The 22,775-nt window shown below is 60.9% G+C and carries 19 protein-coding genes and 2 pseudogenes; 8 read left to right on the forward strand and 13 right to left on the reverse strand.

Features of this window, described 5'->3' with window-relative positions:
* The first annotated feature begins 118 nt into the window (after positions 1-118).
* The 6 genes from IE243_RS18195 to IE243_RS18220 all read left to right on the forward strand — a co-directional run bounded on the left by IE243_RS18195 (position 119) and on the right by IE243_RS18220 (position 5,024).
* Entirely contained in the window at positions 119-388 is a 270-nt protein-coding gene (locus IE243_RS18195; RefSeq protein ID WP_191320807.1) for a hypothetical protein, read from the forward strand.
* 230 nt (positions 389-618) lie between these two features.
* The gene (locus IE243_RS18200; protein WP_191320808.1) at positions 619-852 is read left to right on the forward strand and encodes a hypothetical protein; all 234 of its coding nucleotides are present in this window, start codon (positions 619-621) and stop codon (positions 850-852) included.
* A gap of 459 nt (positions 853-1,311) precedes the next feature.
* Positions 1,312-1,860, forward strand: coding sequence for a hypothetical protein (locus IE243_RS18205; RefSeq protein WP_191320809.1), 549 nt, complete (start codon positions 1,312-1,314; stop codon positions 1,858-1,860).
* Positions 1,861-2,436: 576 nt separating this feature from the next.
* The gene (locus IE243_RS18210) at positions 2,437-2,709 is read left to right on the forward strand and encodes a hypothetical protein (RefSeq protein ID WP_191320810.1); all 273 of its coding nucleotides are present in this window, start codon (positions 2,437-2,439) and stop codon (positions 2,707-2,709) included.
* Positions 2,710-2,713: 4 nt separating this feature from the next.
* On the forward strand, positions 2,714-3,400 hold the full coding sequence (locus tag IE243_RS18215) for a hypothetical protein (protein ID WP_191320811.1): 687 nt from the start codon (positions 2,714-2,716) through the stop codon (positions 3,398-3,400).
* A 1,396-nt stretch (positions 3,401-4,796) separates the two neighbouring features.
* Positions 4,797-5,024 (forward strand): helix-turn-helix domain-containing protein, encoded by a 228-nt coding sequence (locus IE243_RS18220; protein ID WP_191320812.1) that lies wholly within the window; start codon positions 4,797-4,799, stop codon positions 5,022-5,024.
* An 82-nt stretch (positions 5,025-5,106) separates the two neighbouring features.
* Here the strand turns inward: IE243_RS18220 and IE243_RS23980 are convergent.
* A pseudogene (locus tag IE243_RS23980) lies at positions 5,107-5,244 on the reverse strand (integrase core domain-containing protein); the annotation flags it as partial.
* A 440-nt stretch (positions 5,245-5,684) separates the two neighbouring features.
* Here IE243_RS23980 and IE243_RS18230 point away from each other — a divergent pair.
* A complete protein-coding gene (locus tag IE243_RS18230) occupies positions 5,685-6,089 on the forward strand; it encodes an MAPEG family protein (protein WP_191320814.1) in 405 nt (134 codons plus the stop codon).
* A gap of 373 nt (positions 6,090-6,462) precedes the next feature.
* On the opposite strand, the gene IE243_RS18235 is transcribed toward IE243_RS18230, so the two are convergent.
* From IE243_RS18235 to IE243_RS18285, 11 genes are all read right to left on the reverse strand, one after another.
* Positions 6,463-7,593 (reverse strand): SAVED domain-containing protein, encoded by a 1,131-nt coding sequence (locus IE243_RS18235; protein ID WP_191320815.1) that lies wholly within the window; start codon positions 7,591-7,593, stop codon positions 6,463-6,465.
* Between the two features lie 35 nt (positions 7,594-7,628).
* Positions 7,629-8,120 carry a M67 family metallopeptidase gene (locus tag IE243_RS18240; protein WP_191320816.1) on the reverse strand — a complete coding sequence of 164 codons (492 nt, stop codon included), beginning with the start codon at positions 8,118-8,120 and terminating at the stop codon, positions 7,629-7,631.
* Entirely contained in the window at positions 8,101-9,819 is a 1,719-nt protein-coding gene (locus tag IE243_RS18245; RefSeq protein WP_191320817.1) for a ThiF family adenylyltransferase, read from the reverse strand. The genes IE243_RS18240 and IE243_RS18245 overlap by 20 nt, the downstream gene beginning before the upstream one ends.
* Positions 9,816-11,030 carry a nucleotidyltransferase domain-containing protein gene (locus IE243_RS18250; RefSeq protein WP_191320818.1) on the reverse strand — a complete coding sequence of 405 codons (1,215 nt, stop codon included), beginning with the start codon at positions 11,028-11,030 and terminating at the stop codon, positions 9,816-9,818. Before IE243_RS18250 ends, IE243_RS18245 begins: the two co-directional genes overlap by 4 nt.
* A gap of 745 nt (positions 11,031-11,775) precedes the next feature.
* Positions 11,776-13,167, reverse strand: a complete 1,392-nt coding sequence (gene chrA / locus IE243_RS18255) for a chromate efflux transporter (RefSeq protein WP_191320819.1) — start codon at positions 13,165-13,167, stop codon at positions 11,776-11,778.
* Between the two features lie 6 nt (positions 13,168-13,173).
* Entirely contained in the window at positions 13,174-13,995 is an 822-nt protein-coding gene (locus IE243_RS18260) for a chromate resistance protein ChrB domain-containing protein (protein WP_191320820.1), read from the reverse strand.
* 130 nt (positions 13,996-14,125) lie between these two features.
* Positions 14,126-15,316 carry an MFS transporter gene (locus IE243_RS18265; protein WP_191320821.1) on the reverse strand — a complete coding sequence of 397 codons (1,191 nt, stop codon included), beginning with the start codon at positions 15,314-15,316 and terminating at the stop codon, positions 14,126-14,128.
* An 89-nt stretch (positions 15,317-15,405) separates the two neighbouring features.
* Complete coding sequence (locus tag IE243_RS18270) at positions 15,406-15,783, reverse strand: hypothetical protein (RefSeq protein ID WP_191320822.1); 378 nt, start codon at positions 15,781-15,783, stop codon at positions 15,406-15,408.
* A gap of 75 nt (positions 15,784-15,858) precedes the next feature.
* The gene (locus tag IE243_RS18275) at positions 15,859-19,005 is read right to left on the reverse strand and encodes an efflux RND transporter permease subunit (RefSeq protein ID WP_191320823.1); all 3,147 of its coding nucleotides are present in this window, start codon (positions 19,003-19,005) and stop codon (positions 15,859-15,861) included.
* A gap of 7 nt (positions 19,006-19,012) precedes the next feature.
* A complete protein-coding gene (locus IE243_RS18280) occupies positions 19,013-20,515 on the reverse strand; it encodes an efflux RND transporter periplasmic adaptor subunit (RefSeq protein WP_191320824.1) in 1,503 nt (500 codons plus the stop codon).
* Positions 20,516-20,773: 258 nt separating this feature from the next.
* Positions 20,774-21,181: a hypothetical protein gene (locus IE243_RS18285; protein ID WP_191320825.1), complete on the reverse strand. Its 408-nt coding sequence runs from the start codon at positions 21,179-21,181 to the stop codon at positions 20,774-20,776.
* 82 nt (positions 21,182-21,263) lie between these two features.
* Between IE243_RS18285 and IE243_RS23580 the strand changes: the two are divergent.
* Positions 21,264-21,683 (forward strand): annotated as a pseudogene (locus IE243_RS23580) (transposase domain-containing protein); the annotation flags it as partial.
* A 279-nt stretch (positions 21,684-21,962) separates the two neighbouring features.
* On the opposite strand, the gene IE243_RS18290 reads toward IE243_RS23580, so the two are convergent.
* Positions 21,963-22,556 carry a recombinase family protein gene (locus IE243_RS18290; RefSeq protein ID WP_191320826.1) on the reverse strand — a complete coding sequence of 198 codons (594 nt, stop codon included), beginning with the start codon at positions 22,554-22,556 and terminating at the stop codon, positions 21,963-21,965.
* Positions 22,557-22,775: the final 219 nt, after the last annotated feature.

A 22,775-nucleotide genomic window follows, 5' to 3' on the forward strand; every position in this document is an offset into this window, starting at 1 on the left:
ACATCGGTTGTGACCTGACGGTCATCAAATCCCAACAAGCCAGATGGCCCACGGCGCAAAAGCGCCGGGCCTTCCCCCTTGAGGCGGACACTCCGCTGACTTTTCCAAGGAACACATCATGAACGACGCCAACGCGAACACGACCTCCGCCAAGAAGACCTACGACCGTCCCTACATCCCGATGTCCGAGTACATCGCCATGCACAAGGCCGCCGGCACCTACCAGCCGAAGCCGCGCGACCCGAACGCCCCGGCCAAGACCGAGGCCGTCACCGATGCAACCGATGGCGCCGCGAAGGCCCGCAAGCCGGTCTCCGAAGCCCAGCGCCGCTTCTACGCTGGCTACCACGCCCGCAAGCGCGCAGCGGCCGCTCAGTCCGCCGCCTGACTTCCCCGTATGATCCACGCCCTGAGGAACGCGCCCTGACGCATGGGGCCCAGTCGGGCCCCCACGCTCTGCTCTCTTGCAAAGACGGTGCCCGAACCACGCGGTGTGAAATCCAAAAGCAATAGTCCAGCACTCCACGCTGGCGCGCCCCTCCGGTGACGCACCCCCATTCCCGGTCAGTATCCCGCAGTTCCAACGTCACCCAGGCACACATCATCGACGAACTCCGCATGGCCATCAAGATCATCGCCTCCTGGCAAACCTTGTTTCAACTCGCCGGAGCCGCAGGCACAGCCAAGCTCGCGATGGATTCCAATCCTACCCCCGAGAGTATCGAGGCCCATCGCCAGGCGGTCCGGCAACATGAGGAATACCGCGACATTTGCCTGAAAGCAGACGAGATGACCCACTTCCCTGACATCTCATCGCAAGCGCTCGCCGGCACCGACCGGAAATACAGCTAAGAAAGCCGCCGCCAGGCGGCTTTCTTTTTTCCCGCAGACACAAACCCACCTTGGACCGGCCGGCCAGGTTTGCAAGCCGCGTTAGGCCTACGGCTGCATGAATACGCGCGGATCGCGTCTCCGGCCGCTCTTGCGCCATTCAACCGGATGACCGCCCAATCCCTGCCAGCTAGTCGGCTTCATTCGAACCGAACACCGACGATCTCATTGGGATTATTTGTCGGAGGCCATTTCAGGCCACGACCCTCCGCACCCGCGATGAAATACACCACCGCGCGTTCACCGTTGTCGCTGTCCTCAATCCCGCGCCCTTCAACGCGAAGGATCCGCCCTCCAAATTATGACGACTTCGAGCGCAAGCCGCTTCCCCCAACACGAACTGCGACGCTTCCCCAACACAATCCACACATGTAGAACTTTGATACCTACCTCGCCAGATTCCTGCCCATAGAGGCGCCGTTGAAAAAATTATCACAGACCATCCTCGCGCACATGAACGCCGGATATGTGCTCCGCTGGCATCACCCACACCACACGAACCAGCGGAATTTTCCAGATGGCGCATGGTCCCTTGTAAAGTTCACATACGATTCATCGAATGCTCCCCGGTTCCTCGTTACAGAGATTGCGGATCATCCCGGCAAACGCTTGTATCCCGCGGACAGGGGAAGGGAACTTGCATTTGATGGGCTGATCACTCCCGCTGAAGTCTACTTCAATTGTCTCACTCCGAAGGGCACAGCCCTTGCAGCAGCCTACTTCGGCCAACCTGCCGAACCCCTTCTCATTCACGATCCTGACACCCCCCCCTCGCTCACACCACCAGAGATCGGAACTCTCCGAGCCCTTGTGAACGGCCAAATCGAAGAGGCTGAAGCCATGGCCCGTCTGAACATAAACGACGACATCATGGTCACGCTGCTGCACATTCTCGAAACCAACCCCGAATTCGAAGGCCCGATTCAACAGTGGCGCGCTATGCGTGCGAGCTACGCTCTCCAATCGTAGAAAACACACGCCGAGAAACCGGGGCACCCTTGAACGCGAAAAACCATCGGGTCGGACAGCGCCAACCAGACCGCCCATCCGGGCGTTTTTTTTTACCGATTGCCCTGATCCCCACCCCACCACCGTGATCAGTCACCCGGATTATTCCCGTACAAAAAAAACGGCGGATCCCACCCAAGCCGGCCGGCCTACCGCGCCGGCCCATTCATTGGACCATCATTTTCAAATGACCCAAACACGGGTTCAAAACCCCAATGAAGGCCGGAGCAGCCGAAACCTGGTGTCTCACCCCGGCCGAAGCTATCCGCATCGGTATCACCGACTACCAGGCCTATCGCGCTCACTTGACCACTCTTTCCCCGGACCCTGACAGGGCCTGACAGGCGTCCATCACCCAAAATGTGCCTCCCCCGGGAAATCGAGAGCCGTCTCACCGAGACGGCTCCTTCAGTTCAACTGAATTTTCACGAGCCCGCAGGGGCTCAAAACCCCGGAAAGAAGGCACGGCGAAAATCGCCAACGCCGGAAGTCATGAGGCGGCCCCACGCCGCTCCCATCCCTAAAAAGGAATGCACCATGCGCACCAGCACCGCCAACCTCGACCCGATCGCCACCATGGGCCTGGAGGCCGTTCCCTTCATGCCGCGTGGCCAGTTCCTCGCCATGCTCCGCCGGACCGGTGAGCTGGCTCCCGAAACGCCTGAACAGCGCAAAGCTCGCCGTCACGCCCGCGCAACCGCCACGACGCAGCGAACCACAACCGATCGCACGCCGGCGCAGAACGCCAAGCGTCGCGCCATCGCCCGCTACTACGCCATCAAGAAGGCTACCCAGAAACAGGCAGCCTGAACCCATGGCCTGTGAAACCGACCGCGCCCTAACCTACAAACGGTTGGCCGTACCCAATGACAGGTTCATCCTCCACGCCGAAACCAGCATGGAGTTCTGGAGCATCAAACCCAAGCTGGACGGTGAACCCGCCTCAATCACCCACTATCTGACCGATGGTCGCGACTTCGGTGACATCATCATGGATAAATCCATGCTCGAGCTGGCCCCCGACAGCTATGACGCACACCGAAATGCATCCCTCCGCCGGCTGTCAACTGGGCGCCACGGCTACGCTGACACTCAGGAAGACGCAGTCGCGCTCGTTGAGGTTCTCCGCTCCGGAAGCGTTACTGGGGACGTTGACGCGATTCTCGCCGATGCTTACGTCAAGCATTGCTACGACCTCAAACTGCACGGAAAGACCGTCCGCAAATATCAGCGCAAGATTGGCCGCTGCTACTTCACTTTCTGGATTAGCGACATTGACGTGCATCTCACGTTTGAGAAGTCAGGCTGGACCCACTGGGAAAACCTGGCTCGCTTCGCCTCGGCATCGAAACGCCTGGACGGAAAAATCATCCCCATTTTCTGGCCTGACCGGGTCCAGGCGAACTTCCGTCTCCTGACTGTTCGCGCGTGTATTGCGATGATGGAGCGTTATATCGCGGACGGCCGCATGTCTGCCGATCGCCGCCGGCAAGCAAAATAGAAAACGTCGCAATTTCCCCTGATCGCGAGAGGTGCCGGCTCCAGTCGGACCAGAGCGCTATCCCACGGGTGTCCCGTGCACGGACGGCAAACACCCCGCCGTCCTGCCTGACTCAATCCGCAACTCTCCCAAAAAAATCAGGCCCACCACCGGCGGGCCTCTTTTGAAATTCCAAAAAGATTTTTGAACCCGTTGGTTCTTTATAGCAAAAGCCGTGCAATTGAGTGAATGAGTGAATGCAATCCCTGAAATATCAGGGATTGCGCATCTCTGAACAATTTACACAGTGTGTAATTCAGTGTGTAAAAACTAAGGCTCGAGTTTCTGCTCCAAAACCCACTCGCGCCGTCGAGTGGCCAGTCTCTGGCGAGGGCCGCAATGCGATGAGGTCCCCTTGATGGCAAAACTGCGTTCATAAGGGCGCAGCCAAGAGCTGCGGCGTCGTTCGCTTGGCTAGTTTTTCCTCTTTTCACGTCGCAGTCGCTGGAGTGTAGAGAGCTTAGCGCTGTGCCGGCCTCATTCCACGCCGGAAACAGCCACTGACTCAATTGCTATTGAGGAATTGGCTCCAATGGATGAAAAGCAGGCGCTGAATGCGTTCGCAGCTTTCTCGCAGGAGATCACGGCTCAGAAACGTGCGCCGCCTTGTTCAGGCGGATTACGTTGCCCCCAGCTCTTATTCAGCTGTTGGTTCGATTTGGCGTTTGCTTGGGCCTGCCCCAGAGAGATCGATTGAGCATTCGTCTATGCTGATACAGGGCTGGACGATCGGCGCAATTTGGTTAGAAGGTCCGTTGCCGTGCCAACTTCGGCAAGCACCTATGCCGGCGTGTTCGACCGTCCAGATAGCCAATGCTATCCCGCTACTGGCGAGGCAGTTAACGCGGCCAACTCGAGCAATGGGTGCGCGCGCAGGCGTTGAAATCTAGCCATTTGCTTCTCAAGTTCAGCTACCCGCGACGCAATAGACCTATCAACCATTATCGCCTCAACCCCCACCCAACGAACGATAAAATCCACTACCGGGTGCGTCCCCGGAAAAACCACATAGGCGACGGTACGATTCGTCAATTCGTTGCCACGCCTGAATTTTGGCACTTGGCCTTGGAGGGCACACCAAGAGTCGAATTGTGCTTCCCATTGCTCCCTCGAGGCAAGAGCGCCATAGGCGACAACCACTACGCGATGAGTGATCCGACATTGATTTGTAGCTTCCATCCCCACTTCGAAACGAAGGTCTGGAAACTTCTGAAAGTTAGCACTGAAGCGGTTCAATAGGGCACCAGTTCTGTTGGAAGGCGAGTCATTCAGGCGCCAGCGATAGCCCAAATGTGCGCTTTACCGCAACGCGGTATAGCGCGTCGCAGTAAAGTACCCACCGCTGAATAAGAAGCGGATGGATATCAGAATTGTCATCGCGAAGAACGCTCGCAGGATCAGACTCGAGAAGGGCCTTACACAGGCACAGGTCGCTGCACGCCTTGGCGTTGACAGGGCACACGTGAGTTCACTTGAGCAGGGCCAACGAAACCCGACGGCCACGACCCTTTGGGAAATCGCCAACGCACTTGAGGTCGAGATCGCAGAACTGGTGACGTTGCCCCCAGCCATTATCCAGCGGTGAGTTCGATCTGACGGTTTGTTGTTGTCCCAATGCAGGTGTGTAAGGCGGGATCTGTCGTGAAGCCCACGACCTGGCGCTACGGCAGATCCCGCCGCTGCGCATCCGATGCCGAGAAGGCGGCTGGCGTTTGCCACGACAGTGCGGCATGCGGTCGCGCCCCATTATAGTCAGCCCGCCATCTGGCCAACTGGGAGCGTGCCTGTGTCAGCGAGGAGAACAACACTAAGTCGATGGAAACTGGCTTCTGACATTGCGCCGATTGAACTGATGGGGTGGATGCCGCCCTCCGCGCGGCGTCGTAAACTTCCCTATAGCGCCATGATGGCGCGCCGCAGGAGGAGCCCATATCTGACGTAAATGTTCTGGCGGTTGATCCGGCCAAGCGCAGCTTTCAGCTCTGTATGACCGCTCGGGGTGGGGCGGTTCACATCAGCGCTTGCAGCACCGCGAGCTCGCCTCCTAACATCAACCCCTAGACGAGGCCCACACTCCGCCAATCTACGCCGCGATCTGCGCCAAATGCTCTAAAGACGGTCAACGACCAGTACGCTTGGCGAGGTGCGCGAGGCGGCGATAGTTGCCAGCTTCTCCGTCGATATTTGTCAATCGCCAGGCGGTGCCGTGAATCGTCGCGCTCGGCCGGAAGCGATAGGTGCCATCATGTCAGAGTCTGTATACGCGTTGATTGGGTTCATCGCATGGACGCTTGGCTTGCTGATCGTGATGGAGGCAATCCGCACCTGGCTCGTCGTGTCGGGCCGCATGCCTGCGAACGGGTTTAAACCGGACAACGCCAACCTCTCGTCTTTTATGCAACGGTTGGCTCGGGCGCATGCCAATTGCATCGAAGGTCTCCCCGTCTTCGGCGGGCTGCTTGGCGTCGCGGTGCTTACTGGGAGATCCGAAGCCACGGATCCTTTGGCGTTCACGCTGTTAGGCGCGAGGGTCATTCAGTCGACGATCCACCTCATGTCAACGAGCGCCCTTGCGGTTAGCCTGAGATTTACCGCCTTTTCCGTCCAGATGGCGATCGGTGCGTACTGGGTGTGGCTCCTGGTGGGCTGACCAACCCGAATGCTGGATAAATAGCGGCTGGCCGCTCCTACTCCAAACTTCACTCGCCTTGGCAAACCGTCTGACATCAGATGTTGCAGGCCGACCAATTCAGGCGGTGAACGTCAGCAACCCGGCGTGGGCCGCCCGTCACCGAGCAGACAGGAACCCACCCCATACCCGGCATAGGGAAGATATAGAGTGAAATGTCGGCTTTCGGGAACGGCGCAAGAGGCAATGAGGGACCGGAATGGGCCCGTCAGTTTATGTCGCAAGCTGGATGGCAGCATTGGGGCCGAATGCAGACTAGCGGCTTATGGGAGCCGGCTGACGAAAAGCGGACATTCAAGCTTAGCTAGGAGGTTGCCAGGCTAGCCGCTGTATCCTACCCGATGGCGATCGTTGGGACGAATGCCTGCGCAGTACGGTTCTGGTCATAGATCGTCATCGTGAGGTCAGCCTTCGGCATCCAGACACGTCCCGTCTCCACCGACGCGGACGCCGGCAACGCCGGGAAAACATGCAGCATCACGCCTTCCCCGTGATAGGCCTTGATCCGGTCGAACAGGTTGCGCACCAGCTTCTTGTAGGCGGCGAGGTCGTCCTTCCTCCGCATGATGTCGTTGCCAGGTTGCTCGCAGGTGATCGACCAGATGGCGGCATCCTCACCCAATACCGATGTGATGCGCTCGTCGTTCACCGTGGCACTCAGGGCCAGCTTCAACGCGACCGGCACGTCCTCCCTGCCACTGTATTCGTTGACCTTGTAGGCGATGCGCGGCTGGTCAGGTAGCCATTTCCAGGTGTCCGGTTCGCGGTGCTTCTGATGAACGGAGACCGGTACCACGTCGCCGAGGAGCGTCCCGAGACGGATGAGCAACGGCTGCGGAGCCAGGGCGAAGACGCTTAGCTGGCGGATTTCCCTTTGCTCGATCCGCTCCTTGATTTTCCGGGCGAAGGCCGTCTGCAGGTTCCGGTCCTGTCCGGCCCAGTATGCCTCCTCGTGGTCCTTCAGTTCGGAGCCGATGAGTTCGATGTCAATCGTCCGAAAATCCGCCGGATGGTGATCAGGTGGCATCGCGGCGAAGATCGCTCGCGTCGTGATAACCGCGTCGCGTTGACCGATGTCCGCCGCGAACCTGACGACATGGGAGACGCGGTCGACATCCATATCGGTGACAATCTCGATGCGGTCCTCATGTTCGGCCTTCATGGCCAGAAGGGCGGGTTCGTCGTAGTCGGCCACATGGTCAACGTCGATCGCCTTATGGTGGACCGGGCACATCAGCATCAGGTTGTCGATGTCCTTAGCAAGCTGCGGCGATCTCACCGCATCGCCCCGGGGGCCGTCTGCCTCGTCGGCGACGATGTGGGCGATGTAGCCGTACTTGCCCGTCTCTTTGCCAGTGATCAGGTCACCGATAAGAAGCTTGTTGCATCCACGGAACTGGCACCGCCCCGCAGCCTTCGCCCAGAGGGCGTTTGCAACCTTTGCCGGGATAGCTGTCTTGGACATGTCGCCCCTTCAATTGCCGCGCGAGGCGACCCCTTTCAAATGAATCTCTTCTTCGCCCGTGAGATCGGGTCGTCGATCATCTCGACGCGTTGCGGGTGCTGGCCCCGCATGAACAGGTAGGTTCCCACCTGCAGCATGACGAACATCCGCAGCCGGACGATCATCAAGACCGAGAAATCGATGTTGCCGACGTCTTCGACCATCGCCTGCATGGTCCTAATGTCGGTGATGCTCGGGGCCACCGGAAAGCTCGGATGGGAATGCCATTCCCCCAGGTAGTTGAAACGACGGAAGTCGTTTCCGTTCCTCTCGAAGAATGCGTCCAGTGCCTGGGCGTGAAGTTCCGGGCGGCGCTCGAAGTAGGCGCTCTCGCCGCCGTGCGGGTCCACGGTGACGTCCACGACACGAAATCGCCCTTGGTCGTCCAATTGCTCAGCGAGCAGCAAGCCGCCGGTTTCCCGGCGTCCAGACAGGGCCAGTTCCCTGCAGATCTTCTTGCGGACGGAACTAGGCAGGGCGATCTGCATCTTCGGCCTGGCTAGGGAAAAGAAGGGTCACGAGCTCTTTCAGCTTCACCTCGTCGGGCGACGATCCCGCGTCCCAGCCTTCCGTGCCTATATAGGTGATGGGGTGGGTATCGAACGGGGCGGCGAATATCCAGCCCTCACCGAGGCCGACCGCATACGCGGGAGCAGGGAACTGGCTCCCGTCACCCCGCAACGTATCAATCGCGAGACGTGCCAGGTGGCCGGCCATTACGGAAACGTCGGCATCGTCCGCGATCAACGGAGGCTGGTCCGCCCGCATGACGCCGTATTCCGGCTGGCGGGAGGGCATCTCCCACTCGACGCCCTTGTCTTCGCACCACTTCAGGATCTGGCGGCGGGCCACGTCGGGGGACGGATCGTGATCCGGTCGAGAACGGGCAATGATGCCGCCGATCCCGCCCCCGAAGACCTCGCCCCACACCATCGGTCTGCCCTTGAATCTCGCGGCGGCCGATGCGAGGCCGAAAACGGTGGCGTCCGCCGTGGCGTCGATGATCAGGTCACAATTGGCCAGCGTCTCGAGCGCGGTGGCGGTCCACTCGGAACTCTCCTGGCCGCCGAGGTTCACGATCTGCACCGTGACCTTCGCGTCTGGGGCTATTTCGAGCAGCCTGGCCCGCAAAGCTTTGGCCTTATGTGCCCCGACGCCCCGCCAATCCAGTTCGTTCCTCACCAGGTTGCCGGGAGTGAGGATGTCGTCGTCGAACAGTTCGAGCTTCCGGGCTCCTGATCGTACGAGCATCGCTGCTATCCTCGACCCAAGTGAACCGCATCCGATCAGGGCGATCCGCTTGTCGGCCAGCGCCGCGTTCGCGGTCGGTAGTCGCTGTTGGTCGGCGTCGATGACAAACGTGGAGTATCCGTAATCCTGAACTCCACCATCCGCCTTACGATACACCATCGCCAACCACGCGGTCGTGTCATCTACCAGCAGATAGTTGGCAGGCGGCCACCCCGGATGGTCGGTCGTAACGCCCGCAGCATTAAGCGCGATCTCGAGGGTCTTCACGGTGATCGGCCCCGGAAACTTCAGCCCTCGGGGGACGCGGATGGCGGTACCCTTGTAGTTAGCCGCCGTCGACACCGGTTTGCTCCGATGCCAGATCCGAGCCCCATCAGGGCCCAGGGCAGTCAGATGAGCCACGGCGGCTTCGCCGTAATAGTGTTCGTCGATCTCGATAGGCTCCACGTGGCCGTCGTCCATGGCCTGGATCAAGCGCAACGGTTCTTCGGGTATGACCAGCCTGAGATAAGTCCCGCGAAGACGCTGTCCTTCGGATAAGACATGAGCTGAGGGAACCCCTTGGCCCGCCAGCTCGGCGCTCTCTCCGACGAGGAGCCGATGGGCGCTTTCGATCATCATGGCGCCCGTCCAATCGAGCTGCCAGTTGTCGGGCCGATACTCCAGGCAAAGTTCGCCCGATAGACCGTATTGATGTCCCGACAGACGTCCGCCGTCTGCGTTGAAGACCAGCGGAGGGATGGAGGGGAAGAAGTCCGGGTAATGCATGACGAGACGCCATCTGGATTCGCCTTCGACAATGTCGAAATCCAGGAGCAACCTCAGGCCGTCAAGGCGCCACCGTACGTTCTGAAGCCAGTCTGCGGACTGCTCGAGGCGAGCGACCTTCAGACGTTCCGACAAGCCCCGGCCCGGATCCGAAATCCACCAGCTCATTTGCCGCCGAACCCAGCCGGTTTGCCTGGAACGCGCCGCTCCGCGGGGAAGGTCGGTGTAGCCGCCGCCGTAGCGGATGCTGCCGTGGCGGTGCGCAGGAGCGATGAAGCCGGCTTTGGCTCCGCACGGTCCCTGGCCCTTTCGGCAAGGCCACGACCGATGCGGGGGGCAACGGAGTCCGTGATCATCTGGCGGCTGCTAACCTGGGCTGCATAGAAGAAGTCGAGCCGGGCTGCTTCCAGCCATTCGTAGAATGCAGCACGACGCTCGGGATGCTCGGCCCACTTGTCGGCGAAGTTCTCGAGCGGGTCAGACGGGTTGGGAATATATGACCGAACGCCATCGAAGCCGATGAACCGGTCCATCTTGGTCAAGATGGAGACCAGGGCCTGGCCGATGGTTTCCTCGCCCTCATATGCGTGGGCAGACAGGGTCGTCAGGATCACCGAGATGGGTTTGACATCCCTGCGGTCCGCGAACATCTGATCGCGGTGGCGCTTCAGGATCATGATTGCCTGTTGCAGCGGGGTGACCACCCGGTATTCGGGAATGCTCTCGATGCTGGCCTGGGCTGCGTCGGCGAGCTTCCGGCGCTTGCGAGAGAAGGCGACGGCCATCCGCGAGCGGAACCATGCGGCATAACCCTTCGGGTTGGATCGGGGCCAGTTGGTGGTGGGCTGATAGAAGAGGGGGTGCTTGTTGTCGGTGATGGCGATCGCGGTGCCGGACCACTGCGCGTCCAGGCCGCGGGACTCAAGCAACAACCGCGTGGATGTGCCGTTCGGTAGCGCCGGCACGATATCCATGTGGAACTGGGCGCCATCGGCATATTCGAGCGTCCAGCAACGACGGCCTTCGCCGAGCGGCTTCACCATTGCCTGTGCCGTCCGATAGGCCTCGATCTCGACCCGAAGCAGTTCCTTGAGCGTGTACTGGGTCAGTTGGTCTTTCTTGAGAGCGGCCAACTCGCAAACCGAGTCGATATCATACTGGCCGTTTTCGTCCTCTGGCTTGATGACCGTGCCCAGCCGGAACGAACCCTGCGAATACACCTGCGGGTCGTACTGTTTCACCGTTGAAGTGTCGCGATGGAGCCACTTGCCCAGCGACTCGTACCGGGCGACCGCCTGCTCGTACCTGGTGGGCGAGATCGAGAGCTCGTCCGCCAATGCCTCGAGGTAGCCTTCGGCTTCCTTGGTAATCGTAACCATCGCGCCCTCATCCTGCTGACCCATTGATGAGCACGACCATCGGCGCTCGCGCCCGAAGGCGCATGTCGTCCGACAACTCGGATGGCTATGTCCCGAAGCCTGACCGAGTGCGTCGCAACCGACGAACCTGAATGGATAATGCCCCCCGGCGATTTACCATATTCTAACCATATCTAAGTTGGCGCCAGCAGTCGTTCAAGGCGCATCTTTCGGCGACTCGGCCATGGGTTGAGCAAGTAACGAATTCGCCGATCAAAGCGAGAACACACACATGCGGTTGGGGGTAAGCGGCTCCGCTCTTGATCGTTACGCCGAAGGCGACGCAAGTAGCCTTTGGGCATTTATAGATGAGGCGGGTTTGAGAAGGGCCGAATAGAAGCCGCACCAAATAGGTCGGACTGTCCAGCCTCTACGAAACCGAGGCCGGGGCACCAAACTGATGTCCGCTCCTGGCAGCCACGAGGTTCCCGCGGAACGACCGAAATGGGGGCGCGCTGCCGTCCGACCGTTCCGGGGCCGGGAGCGGACCGTCTGTTCATGGACGAAACGCTCATCAAGGTGCCGTTCGCAACCGAGGCAGGCCCGATGCCCACCGGGATGACTAGGACCTGACTGCTAGGGAGTTACTTGCGCTTCATCCCAGGGAATAACTGTTTGGCAAGATCTGAGCTCACGCCGAACCAAGCCTTGAAGACAAGGCAGCCCCCCCCCGGAGGGGATAAGGCAAGTAGTCCGCCTTCTAATGTCAAATCAGCATCAGCAAGCAGGCTGATAAGCCGCTCGCGGCCAAGACGGAAATCATACCCACCTTGAACCGCAACATGGCCACCATTGCCGCGACTGCGATCACTGCGGCTCGCCAGTCGAGTGCACCCCAAACTGGAATGTCGATCTCCCCCCATGGGAGCTTCAAGCCCGTCGTACTCCGAAACAACACATGCAACGCGAACCACAAGGCAAGGTTCGCCACCACGCCCACGACGGCCGCCGTGATAGCGGAAAGGGCCGATCTGGCCGCCTGGTTGTTTCGCAGCTTCTCAACATATGGACCGCCCAGGAAAATCCAGATGAAGCAGGGCGCAAACGTCATCCAGGTTGTCAGAAGGGCTCCAAGGCTGCCTGCCAGCACCGGATTGAGGGCGCCAGGCGCCCTGAACGATGCGAGGTATCCAACAAACTGCAGCACGAGGACCAGTGGCCCTGGGGTCGTCTCCGCCAGTCCCAGCCCATCCGCCATTTCACCCGGCCGGAGCCATCCAAACGTGTCCACGGCCGCCTGGGCGACGTAGGCAAGGACCGCATAGGCCCCGCCAAAGGTAACGAGGGCCATGCCGCTGAAGAACGATCCGATTTGTGTCCACACGCTCCCCCCGCCAGTCAGGAGCCACAGAAGGAGCAGCGGGCCGAGCCAGAGCACGCCGCCGATCAGCAGCACCCGCATGGCAAAAGCGGAGGACGGAGCGGCATGTGAGAGTTCTCCTGCGGCGAACATGCGATCAATCACATTGCTTTCATCCGGGCTCTCACCGCCGTCTGACGCCTTCGCCCCACCAAACATCCATGGCGTCAGACGACCTCCGATGACGCCGAGGAGGCCCGCAAGAAGAACGATGAGCGGGAATGGAATTGCGAATATGTAGATGCCTATGAACGCGCCAGCTGCTATCGCGAGCATCATCCGGTTCTTCAGCGCACGCTTCCCGATACGCACGACCGCCTCGACCACGATGGCGATGACGGCGGCCTTGATGCCGAAGAATACAACGTCGACAAACGGCAGGTGCCGGTATGACGTGTAGAGAATACTCAGGCCCAGCATCACCAACGCGCCCGGCAGGACGAACAGTGCGCCTGCGATCAGGCCTCCCACGGTGCGGTGGAGCAGCCAGCCGATGTAAACCGCCAGTTGCTGCGCCTCCGGCCCCGGCAAGAGCATGCAGTAGTTCAGGGCATGCAGGAAACGGTGTTCACCAATCCATTTGCGCTCCTCAACCAGTTCCCGGTGCATCAGTGCGATCTGGCCGGCTGGCCCACCGAAACCGAGCAGGCCAATCCGCAGCCAGACCCGCGCTGCTTCACCAGGCGTGGGAGCGACGGAGGCCGGAGCGACACGTTCTTGTGCAAGTTCGATTGTCATGTCGCCTCACCCCTGCTTCGTCCGGGAAGGCCAGTTGTGCGTTTCGTCGGTGGCGTCGCGGCACCAGCGAAACAGCGCATCGTAGAGCAGCATGCCAGCCTCCAACTGCTCGAGATCGTCGCGAAACATCCGCGAGAGCCCAAGTGAGCATGCCAGAAAGCCGGCGGCCTGAGGCTCGAGTTCCAGTTGATCGGTGTCGGCGGCCCTTACGATCCGGGCGAGTCTCTGAAGCGGGCCGCTCGCGTGCAAACCAGTTTCCAGCAGCATCGCGTCAAAGGTGCACAGGTCTCCCCTGTGGCTCCAGTAGACGCCATCCAGATCGAACGGGGTCGCGCCGAACTGCCCAGCGACCGCAGTCACTTCAGCTGCACCAACAAAGAGGAAACTGGCCTTCGGGTCGATGAAGCGGCGGATCAGCCATGGGCAGGCGATCCTGTCAATCTTCGGACGCGCGCGCGTAACCCAGACCGTGGCGCCTGTGTCGTCGGGTTGCGGCAACTTTTCTGGTTCAACCAGCAGACCGCCAGCGGAGCGCCACGCTGCGTAGCCTCCCTCAAGCGTTTCCGCAGAAACCCCTAGCCGCCGCAGCCAGGCCGCCGCGCCCTGGCTTCCCGCGCCACCATCTGAACAGACCAAAATGACATGGCGGCCCAGGAGATCTGGCGCCCATAAACGTGCCTCCGTTGCGCTTTTGCGGAGGGCGCACGGCATGAGGCGCGGGTCTGAGGCGAACTCCGTCCCGGTGCGGACATCAACGATGGCCGGCGCTTCAGGCAGACCGATCAGACGGGATAATTTTGTCGTGGTGATTTCAGAATTTGACGGCATGCGGCGTCCATCCCTCAAATGGGAAAAGGACGCGAACTTTGGGCTGCCGCCTCACGGGGTAGTCGCGATTGACCCCTTGATTTCCAAGCTAGGCCTGGGGCCATCGTATTGCAAGGACTGCGGACGACGATCAGCCCTCATCCACACCCGCGGGCCACAATCGAGCCGCAGCGGCGATGCTGCAGGCCGCGATCGCTCCCAGCACAGCAAATGACATCGCCATTCCGTATCTGGCGCCCACCAGGCCAGCGACCGGATATGCGAGCAGCCAGCACAGATGCGATAGTGCGAACTGGCCGGAAAACAGGGCCGGACGCAAAGAGGGTTCGCTGGCCCGTCGCAACAGCCTGCCGACCGGCGTTTGCGCGAGGGAGTAGCCGAAACCGGTAAAAAACCACAGCAGCAGAAGCCAGTCGTAACGACCAACTGCAATGCCCAGGAACATGCAGGCCGCCATGGCGGCTGCGCCAGCCAGCATCACCGTCCGGTCGGAGCGTCCACTGAGCAGGCGTGGCAATATGAGCGCCGCAATCATTGAGCCGCCGCCGAATGCAGCCATGGCCCACGCCACGGCCTGCTCGCTCAGGCCAAACGCGGATTTTACGAGCACGACCGTATTCACGAAAACCATGGCTCCGGCTGCGGCGACAGCCAGATTGAGGGCCATGAGCCCCCGAAGGCTCGGGGTATGCAGAAATGTGCTTACCCCGGCGGCCAGCTTTGACCAGGATGACCCGCCTTCTGGTCTCGTGACGCCAGGAAGGACAACTGATCTGACAAGCAAGGCGGACCCGAGGAACCCTATCGCCGTCCCGGCGAACAGGTTGTTGAAGCTGATCACAGTCAGGAGCAATGCCGCGAGCACCGGGCTCAGAAGACTCTCGAGATCATAAGCCAGGCGCGCAAGGGAGAGCGCGTTCGTGTAGTCCTTGTCGTCAGGCAGGACATCTGGAATCGTCGCCTGGAACGTCGGCGTGAAAGCAGCCGACGCAGACTGCAGCAGAAAGATCAGCACATAGATCTGCCAGATCTCGGTAACGAAGGGCAGCATGCAGGCAAAAGCCCCGCGCGCGACATCGAGGGAAACCAGCATGGGCCGTCTGGGAAACCGGTCAGCCAGAACGGTCGCGAATGGAGAGATCGCCACGTAGGCGATCATCTTGATCGCCAGGGCTGTGCCCAGCACTGACCCAGCGTTACTCCCGGCGATCCTGAACGCCAGCAATCCAAGCGCAACAGTCGTGAGGCCCGTGCCGATGAGGGCGACGACCTGCGCCAGAAACAAGCGCCGGTAGGTACGGTTGATCAAAACATCAAACATGTTGGCCACCCAACCCTGAGGACAAGAGTCCGCCTGCGGTCGCGCTCGGACGAGGCCGGGGCGCATTCAGACGCCCCGGCCGCTCTCCATTACTTGAGGCGGAAGCGCGCCTGGTTCTGCTTTCCATCCGGCGCCTGCACAGTGACGACCACCCGGCCGGTGTCCGGCAAGGCTTTGGGCAGGACGCCGTCAAGCCGGTTGCCACCTTTCGGGACCAACGGCGCCGTCACGGTGTCGCCCTCGACAAGGAACGTCACGCTTCCGCCAAGCTTCTCAGCGTTCACGGGTTTGTTTTCATGGTCGTAGACAAATGCGCTGGCCTCGTTCCCCTTGCTGACGAACTCGACGTGGTACGCGCCGGCATCGCCAATCCGTCCGCCATTCGGCCCCTTTCCAGAGACGTCGCCGGCAGCCGCCGTAACCGCAGAGAGGCAAAGGGCGAGGATGCTCAACGTTACTTTCTTCATGGTGGTCTCCTGTGCTTTTGCGGCTGGGCGGATTGCATCGCTGGCCTGGCCGCGCGTGAAATACGGAAGCCAGCCTCAGTAGAGGCTGGCGTGGTCGGCCTGCTGCGCACGATCTGTCGCCACGAGATGGCTGACCGTCAGTCGCGACACCGCTTTCTGCGCCAAAGAATGGAACAGGACTGGCGTAACGATGGTGTCGAGAAGGGTCGCCGAGATGAGCCCGCCAAACATGGTGACGGCGACGGGATGCAGGATTTCGGCGCCAGGCGCTCCCTTCAGCATGATGAGGGGAACGAGCGCCAGCGCGGCGGAGCATGCGGTCAACAGCACTGGCGTCAGCCGGTCCAGCGATCCGCGCACGACGACACCCGGCCCCATGCGGTAGCCGTCCGTTGCGATCATGTTGAGGTAGTGGCTGATCTTCAGAATGCTGTTGCGCGTGCAGATGCCAGCCAGCGCGATGAACCCGACTGCGGAGGCGATGGACAGATCCAGACCCGCCAGCCTGAGCGCAACAACGCCCCCAACGAATGAAAGCGGGATGTTGAACATGATGATCGCGACAAGGACCCCCGCCTGATACTTCCGGTAGAGGATCGCCACGATCGCAAGCAATGATGCCAGGCTCATGACCAGCATAAGCTGCAGACCACGGGCGGACGCCTGTTGCGCGCCGTCCATCGCCAGCCGGTAACCTTGTGGCAATGTCGTATTATCCAGTTCACGCGCGATTGCGGCGCTGACGTCAGCGAGGCTGCGCTCTCCAGAGAGGTTGCCGAACACGATGGACCGTCGCACGCCATTCTCGCGATAGATCACACCGGGTCCCACGCCGACATGTACCTCGGCTAGAGCCTCCAGCGGCATGACGCCCTGGGGTGTCTGAACCGGCAGCTTCCTCAGCTTTGCGAGCGTCCTTTCCTCATCCCGCGCCTTGACGGTGACGTTGAAGGTGCGCTCGCCATCAAACACCCTGGCGACGTCCTTCCCACTCATCAGGGTCTGAACCTGCTCAAGCACCGCCTGCGTCCTCACCCCGAGCCGTCGGGCGACTTCTGGCTTTACGGCGACAGATATCTGGGGAGACGCCGCCTGCCTTTCGACCTGCACATCTGTAAGGCCCGGGATCATGGCCAGACGCGCCCGGAGGCTTTCAGCAGTCGCTTCCAGCATCTCAAGATCTGGACCGTAGAGCTTGACCGCAACAGCAGCGCGTACGCCGGAGAGCATGTGCTCAATGCGATGTGAGATAGGCTGTCCAAGAACGGCGTCGGCAGGCGCCCTGGCCAATTGCGCCCGTATCTCCTCCATCACCACGGCCATCGGGCGGTGATCTGGCTTCAGGCGTACGTCGATTTCCGCAGCATGCACGCCTTCGGCATGCAGGTCCCCCTCCGCCCGGCCGGTCCTGCGCCCAACAGAGGCGACGTCTGGCACTTGCAGGATGAGGCGCTCAGCCAGTTGGCCAATCTGGTTGGCGGCTTCAAGCGATGAGCCCGGCGCCAGTCGTAGTCCAACCAGGATCGTTCCCTCGTTAAAACTGGGCAAAAAGGTACGGGGCATCGACAATATGCCAGCGACACCGACCGCCACGACGAGCACCGCAGCTGCGATGACAGCCCGGGACCGTCGCAGGGCGACAACGATCAACGCCCGCGCCCCGGCCTTGAGTCTGCGCACCAGGAAACCATCGCCGCTTTTCGCGAAATCAGCGGCCTTCTGGGGCAGAAACCAGTGACACAGCACCGGCGTCAGCGTCACCGAGACGACAAGCGAGGCGAGGATCGAGACGATGTAAGCAAGCGCAAGCGGATGAAACATCCGCCCTTCCAGGCCCGGCATGAACAGTAGCGGCACGAACACAACCACCACGATCAGCGTGGCGTAGACGATGCCTGAGCGGACCTCCTGGCTCGCTTCAACGATGACATCCAGCGTCGGACGCGGCGTTGCGCTTGCAATGTTCCGCTTCAGCTTCTGGATAACGTTTTCGACGTCGACCACTGCATCGTCGACCAGTTCGCCGACAGCAATGGCGATGCCGCCCAGCGTCATCGTGTTTATCGACAGTCCCATGAAGTGAAAGATCACCACAGACAGGACGAGGGAGGTCGGGAGCGCTGCGAGAGAAATGATGCTCGCGCGCGCGCTCCGCAGAAACACGACAAGGACGATCGCCACGACGATCGCCGCCTTGAGGACGACGAACTGAAGATTCTCAATCGAGACGTTGATGAAATCGGCTTGCCTGAACTGGATCTGGTCGAGCCTCACCCCCTCAGGCGCTGTCTTCTGAACCTCCGATAGCAGCTTCTCGATGTCATCGGTAAGGACAAGGGTATCTGCGGCGGGTTGTTTGGCGACGCTTACGATAACGGCCGGGTGACCGTTGAAACCCGCATCGCCCCTCCTGGTCCGGGTGGAGAAATCAACCCTCGCGACCTGGTGCAGAAAGACAGTAGCTCCCTGGTGCTCGCCGACCGGAAGATTGCGGAGGTCCGTGAGGTCCATGGAGTGACCGATGAGCCGCAGGATATGTTCCTGACCAGCGCTATCGATGAAGCCGCCGCTGTTGTTGGCCGAGAAGCGCTTCAGGGCCGCCACGACATGATCGAGCGTCAACCCGTACTCCGCCAGCGCCACGACCGACGGCGCGACCCCAAACTGCCGTACATTGCCACCGATAACACTCACGGAGGCAACGCCAGGAATGGCCAGCAACTGCGGGCGAAGGTCAAAGTCTGCAGTCTCCCGCAGCTTCATCCCATCCCAGTCCGCGTTCTGACTGGTAAGAGCGACGAGCAGAATCTCGCCCATGATGGACGTGGCTGGCGCGATGATGGGCGTGACGCCACCGGGAAGGGCGCCCTGAAGCGCAGGTATGCGCTCGCTCACCCGCAACCGGGCGACATCAGGGGTCTCATTCCATCCGAACTCGGCGTTGACGATGGCGTAGCCCGATCCCGATGTGGAGCGGACGGTTGTAACGCCAGCGACGCCGCGAAGGACATTCTCGATCGGGCGCGTCACCAGTTTCTCGACCTCTTCCGGCGCCAGGCCGGCGGTCTCCGCCATGATTGTGACCGTCGGCCTTGTCAGGTCCGGCAGCACGTCCACGGGCGTGCGCGTGAATAGAAACGCCCCGTAGATGATGAGCGCCATGGCCGCGAACAGCACCAGGCCACGGCTTTGCAGGCTTTTGCGTACAATCCATGCGAACATGTCAGCCTCACCTGATCTGGTTGATAAGGTGGGCAGGCGTCGTGATGATACGCGCGCCGTCATTCAGTCCCCGCTGCGCCACGAAGGTCTGATCACTGACGTAGTCGCCGGTCAGGACACGCATTGTGAAATGTTCTGGCGCGCTATGTTCGTAGACGACTGGCAGTCCGCTGGCGTTCCTCGTGATGGCCTTCGCGGGAACGCCAACTCCCTTAATGTCTGAATGCAGGCCAGCAATGACCGTGACGAGTTGCCCGGCCTTCAGCCCGGAACTGCCAGCGCTTGCTTCAAAGGAAATGACTCCCGCGCCCGAGATCAGTTTCGGCGACGCAGCGACCGGGCGCAGCGCCACGCTACCCGCCGCCGATGGGCCCAACGTAGCGGAGCGGATATCGTTGATGGAAAGGCCGCTGAAATCGCGCGCCTCAACCCACATCACCCCGGGGTCAACTATCTGGAATATGACCTGATTTGGCTCAACGCCCCCTCCTGCAGGGACGCCTACTGAAGCAATGACGCCGTCCGAAGGCGCGACGATTTCCTCCCCTTTCGCCGCTTGGCCCCTGACCTGATCAAGGCGCTTCCTGAGCGCCAGCAGTTCGGTCTCCAGATCCCTGACCTGAGCCTCTGGCGCGGCGGCCCGGGACGCAAGTGTCGTCAAACGCTGCAGGCGTAGTGACGTCGTGGCGATCTGTTGCTCGATCTCAGCGATCGTCGCCGTAATTGTCGTGGCGTCCGCGGCGTTGATCGTTGGCTCCACGGTCGCGAGCAACTGTCCGCGAACCACGTTCATTCCGACGTGGGGAAACCCACTACTGGCGCCAAGTACGCGTCCACCGCGCGCACTGTGCAGCGCAGTCATGGCCGATGGGGCCGGCGTGACGCGGCCGTCGAGGCTCACAGAACGTGTGAACGAGCCAGCATGAACCTGCGTCGTGCGAATACCCAGCAGGCGCTGGGTATCCTTCGGAACGAAAACCACGCCACCAGGCAAACGGCGTGGAGCATCGCCCGTCACGGATTGTGGCGCGCTATCGTGAGAATGCCCTTCGCCGCCCGGCCCTGCCAACACGGGCAAGATCATCACGGTCAGGAACAGACTGGTCGCTACCCCGGTTCGCCCGGCGCGGCGGCCAAGAACAAAGGCGCCAATCACGACGACCAGCACAAGGCCGCCGGCAATTCCTCTCCAAATGTGGGCGCTGATATGGGCGTGACCATGGCCGACGTGCCCGGGACTGGTCTCCTGGAGCGCCGCAGAGGCTGGCGCGGTCCCGGCGACGAAGTCCTCCTCGCCATCCGCAGAGACTATGATTGTCACTGGCGACCCCGGCGCAACTTGGGCATCCGCCGCAAGCAGATAGGTCTCGCCATCAGACGCAGCCGCCCTCGGCCGCTGCTCGCCGATTTTCACCGATACATTTGCGCCGGTGACGGGAGCATTGTCGGCCAGCTGGTCGACAAAGATGCGGACGTCATGGCCCGAAAACACCGCGACGACGTCGAACACATCCCCCCTGAGCGCGAGGCGGGGCGTGCCCGCTGCTGAACCAACGGGGGCCGGCGTGTCATGAGAATGTCCCTCACCACCCGGGCCGGCGCGCGCCACATCTGGCGTCAGAAAAAGGGGAAACAGGACAAAGCAGCTTGCGCGCATCAGCACGCGCACTGAAGCGCGGCGCGAACGCCATCCGAAAACACGAAAAGTCATAGAAAATTGCTCCGAGAGCACCGCAATCTGGCGCTGAATCCAGCACCGCGACGGGCATCAGGCTCTCGGTGGCTTGTCCGGACGGCCGGCCGTCAACGACGCACCTGCCTCTGCAGGGAAGGCCAGGCTGATCCGGGTCACATGCAACTGCGGCAAGAATTCTTCGACACGGTCGAGAAATAGCGCGACATGCGAATGAAGTGCGTGCGGTCCGTGCTCAGCATCGGCTTGATCGCCCCCTCCATCGGAGGCATCCGCGACCTCAACCAGGGACATGTCGAATGCAGGTTCGCCCGGATCTCCGACGGACGACGCATGGTGATGGCCATGGTGGTGGGACTGGCCGCCGACTGAATGCGTATGGTGCATGTGCCCAGCAGCCGCCGCATCCCCGCCGCCCCACATTGAGCCTGCTGCAAGCAAGACCGCCATGGCGACGAGCGCCACGACGACAAACTTCAGCATTGGCAGGCGCAAAATGGACACTTGGGCCGCTTCCCTAGCAGTTCAGCCTCGGAAGATAGCGATCGGGTGCAGTTTGCACAACTATGTCCGTCCCATCGTTGGCTGGCTCGTGAGCCGGAAAGCGCATGCGGGCTTCGTACTCCGCGCTCTCAAGCAAGCCCTGCACGAAAGGCGGCCTGGTGCACCACTCCGATTGGATTCGCAGCATGTCGGCATCAGTCATACCATGCGTCTGGCGGAGGTTGGCGTCGAGCCGTCCGTCGGAGGTGTAGGCGACAGCTAAGTCAACGCTCTCGCCGGTACGATCAACGGTCTCTACACGGTCGAAGTGTTTCACCGGCGCGGACCATGGCGATGTTTGGAGGCGGTGGGGTTCGCAAGTCCGACCCGGGTCGACTGGTCAAATAGCCGCCGGTTGCTGGTGCCTATCGGTAATTTCCCACCGGTAGAAACCGATGCGCGCTACTACGCCATGCTGGAGCACCAGCTATTAGCAGCATGACTCGAACAAAACGGCCTCCAGAAAACCCAGGGCGGCTCCCCTCTCTTTGAGAAGGCCCTGATGCGCCATAAATTGCATCGTCCTTGGTTTGCTCAAAATCCATTTCCTGCACGCCACCGGCAACCAATGCTTTATCCTAGAGCCATTCCTGCCCAGTCGCCCAAGGGGCCGCATTAAACCGCCAAGCATTCGACCTCGAACGGCTGGAATGGGGGCGCGAAGCTGCCACGCAGCTTGGCATCGCCCATGGCCGGTCAGCATATGGGCCGCGACCGTATGCTACGCAGCAGCGTCCGCGACGATCGCCTGACGATCAAGAGTTCGATAAACGGTCGGGCATGAGATTGAAAACACCCCAGCAAGATCACTGATGGAATATTCACCGGTGTCATACATGCGGCGCAACTCCTTCTGCTGGCGATCGGAAAGCTTGGGCTTTTTGCCCCGCAATTTTCCCTTGGCGCGTGCGATGGCCATACCCTCGCGTGTTCGCATCCGGATCAGGTCTGCTTCGAACTCGGCGAAGGTGGCGAGGATATTGAAGAACAACCTGCCCATCGGATCGGATGGGTCATGGACGCTGGCCCCGATCTGTAACTTCACACCTCGCGCTGCAAGATCGTCGCCGATAGCGCGCGCATCAGGGACAGATCGGGCAAGTCGATCGAGTTTGGGCACGACGAGCGTATCGCCGCTGCGTACTGCAGCCAAAGCCTGGCTAAGACCTGGCCGTGTCCGGTTGGCACCGGTAAAGCCATGATCGGTGTAGATGCGGTCTGCTGCAACGCCGAGTTTTTGCAGCGCATTTGCCTGTGCTGTGAGGTCCTGCTTGTCCGTCGAGCAACGGGCATAGCCGATTAGCGTGTTTGTCATGTTGAATTTGTAACGTAAGAGGCCCCTCCAGCGCAATAAATATAGTACCATTCAAGTGAGACGCTCTGTGGGCTGATAAAACAAGGTCGTTCGGCTTATCGAACTGCGACGCGAAAACCGTCCGTTGAACGATCCTCTTTCGGACAGGGGGATACATGCGCAAAGCAGGGGACACCCAACGGAAGCAGCATATCGCCTCACAGTGTAGCGCCCCTATTT

This window comes from Camelimonas fluminis (assembly GCF_014656355.1).
GTDB lineage: Bacteria > Pseudomonadota > Alphaproteobacteria > Rhizobiales > Beijerinckiaceae > Camelimonas > Camelimonas fluminis.

Bases quoted from the DNA above. Each gene is read 5' to 3' on its own strand.
- IE243_RS18195 (WP_191320807.1), top strand. From the start codon at position 119: ATGAACGACGCCAACGCGAACACGACCTCCGCCAAGAAGACCTACGAC.
- IE243_RS18200 (WP_191320808.1), top strand. From the start codon at position 619: ATGGCCATCAAGATCATCGCCTCCTGGCAAACCTTGTTTCAACTCGCC.
- IE243_RS18210 (WP_191320810.1), top strand. From the start codon at position 2,437: ATGCGCACCAGCACCGCCAACCTCGACCCGATCGCCACCATGGGCCTG.
- IE243_RS18215 (WP_191320811.1), top strand. From the start codon at position 2,714: ATGGCCTGTGAAACCGACCGCGCCCTAACCTACAAACGGTTGGCCGTA.
- IE243_RS18220 (WP_191320812.1), top strand. From the start codon at position 4,797: ATGGATATCAGAATTGTCATCGCGAAGAACGCTCGCAGGATCAGACTC.
- IE243_RS18230 (WP_191320814.1), top strand. From the start codon at position 5,685: ATGTCAGAGTCTGTATACGCGTTGATTGGGTTCATCGCATGGACGCTT.
- IE243_RS18235 (WP_191320815.1), bottom strand. From the start codon at position 7,593: ATGTCCAAGACAGCTATCCCGGCAAAGGTTGCAAACGCCCTCTGGGCG.
- IE243_RS18240 (WP_191320816.1), bottom strand. From the start codon at position 8,120: ATGCAGATCGCCCTGCCTAGTTCCGTCCGCAAGAAGATCTGCAGGGAA.
- IE243_RS18245 (WP_191320817.1), bottom strand. From the start codon at position 9,819: ATGAGCTGGTGGATTTCGGATCCGGGCCGGGGCTTGTCGGAACGTCTG.
- IE243_RS18250 (WP_191320818.1), bottom strand. From the start codon at position 11,030: ATGGTTACGATTACCAAGGAAGCCGAAGGCTACCTCGAGGCATTGGCG.
- chrA (WP_191320819.1), bottom strand. From the start codon at position 13,167: ATGACAATCGAACTTGCACAAGAACGTGTCGCTCCGGCCTCCGTCGCT.
- IE243_RS18260 (WP_191320820.1), bottom strand. From the start codon at position 13,995: ATGCCGTCAAATTCTGAAATCACCACGACAAAATTATCCCGTCTGATC.
- IE243_RS18265 (WP_191320821.1), bottom strand. From the start codon at position 15,316: ATGTTTGATGTTTTGATCAACCGTACCTACCGGCGCTTGTTTCTGGCG.
- IE243_RS18270 (WP_191320822.1), bottom strand. From the start codon at position 15,783: ATGAAGAAAGTAACGTTGAGCATCCTCGCCCTTTGCCTCTCTGCGGTT.
- IE243_RS18275 (WP_191320823.1), bottom strand. From the start codon at position 19,005: ATGTTCGCATGGATTGTACGCAAAAGCCTGCAAAGCCGTGGCCTGGTG.
- IE243_RS18285 (WP_191320825.1), bottom strand. From the start codon at position 21,181: ATGCTGAAGTTTGTCGTCGTGGCGCTCGTCGCCATGGCGGTCTTGCTT.
- IE243_RS18290 (WP_191320826.1), bottom strand. From the start codon at position 22,556: ATGACAAACACGCTAATCGGCTATGCCCGTTGCTCGACGGACAAGCAG.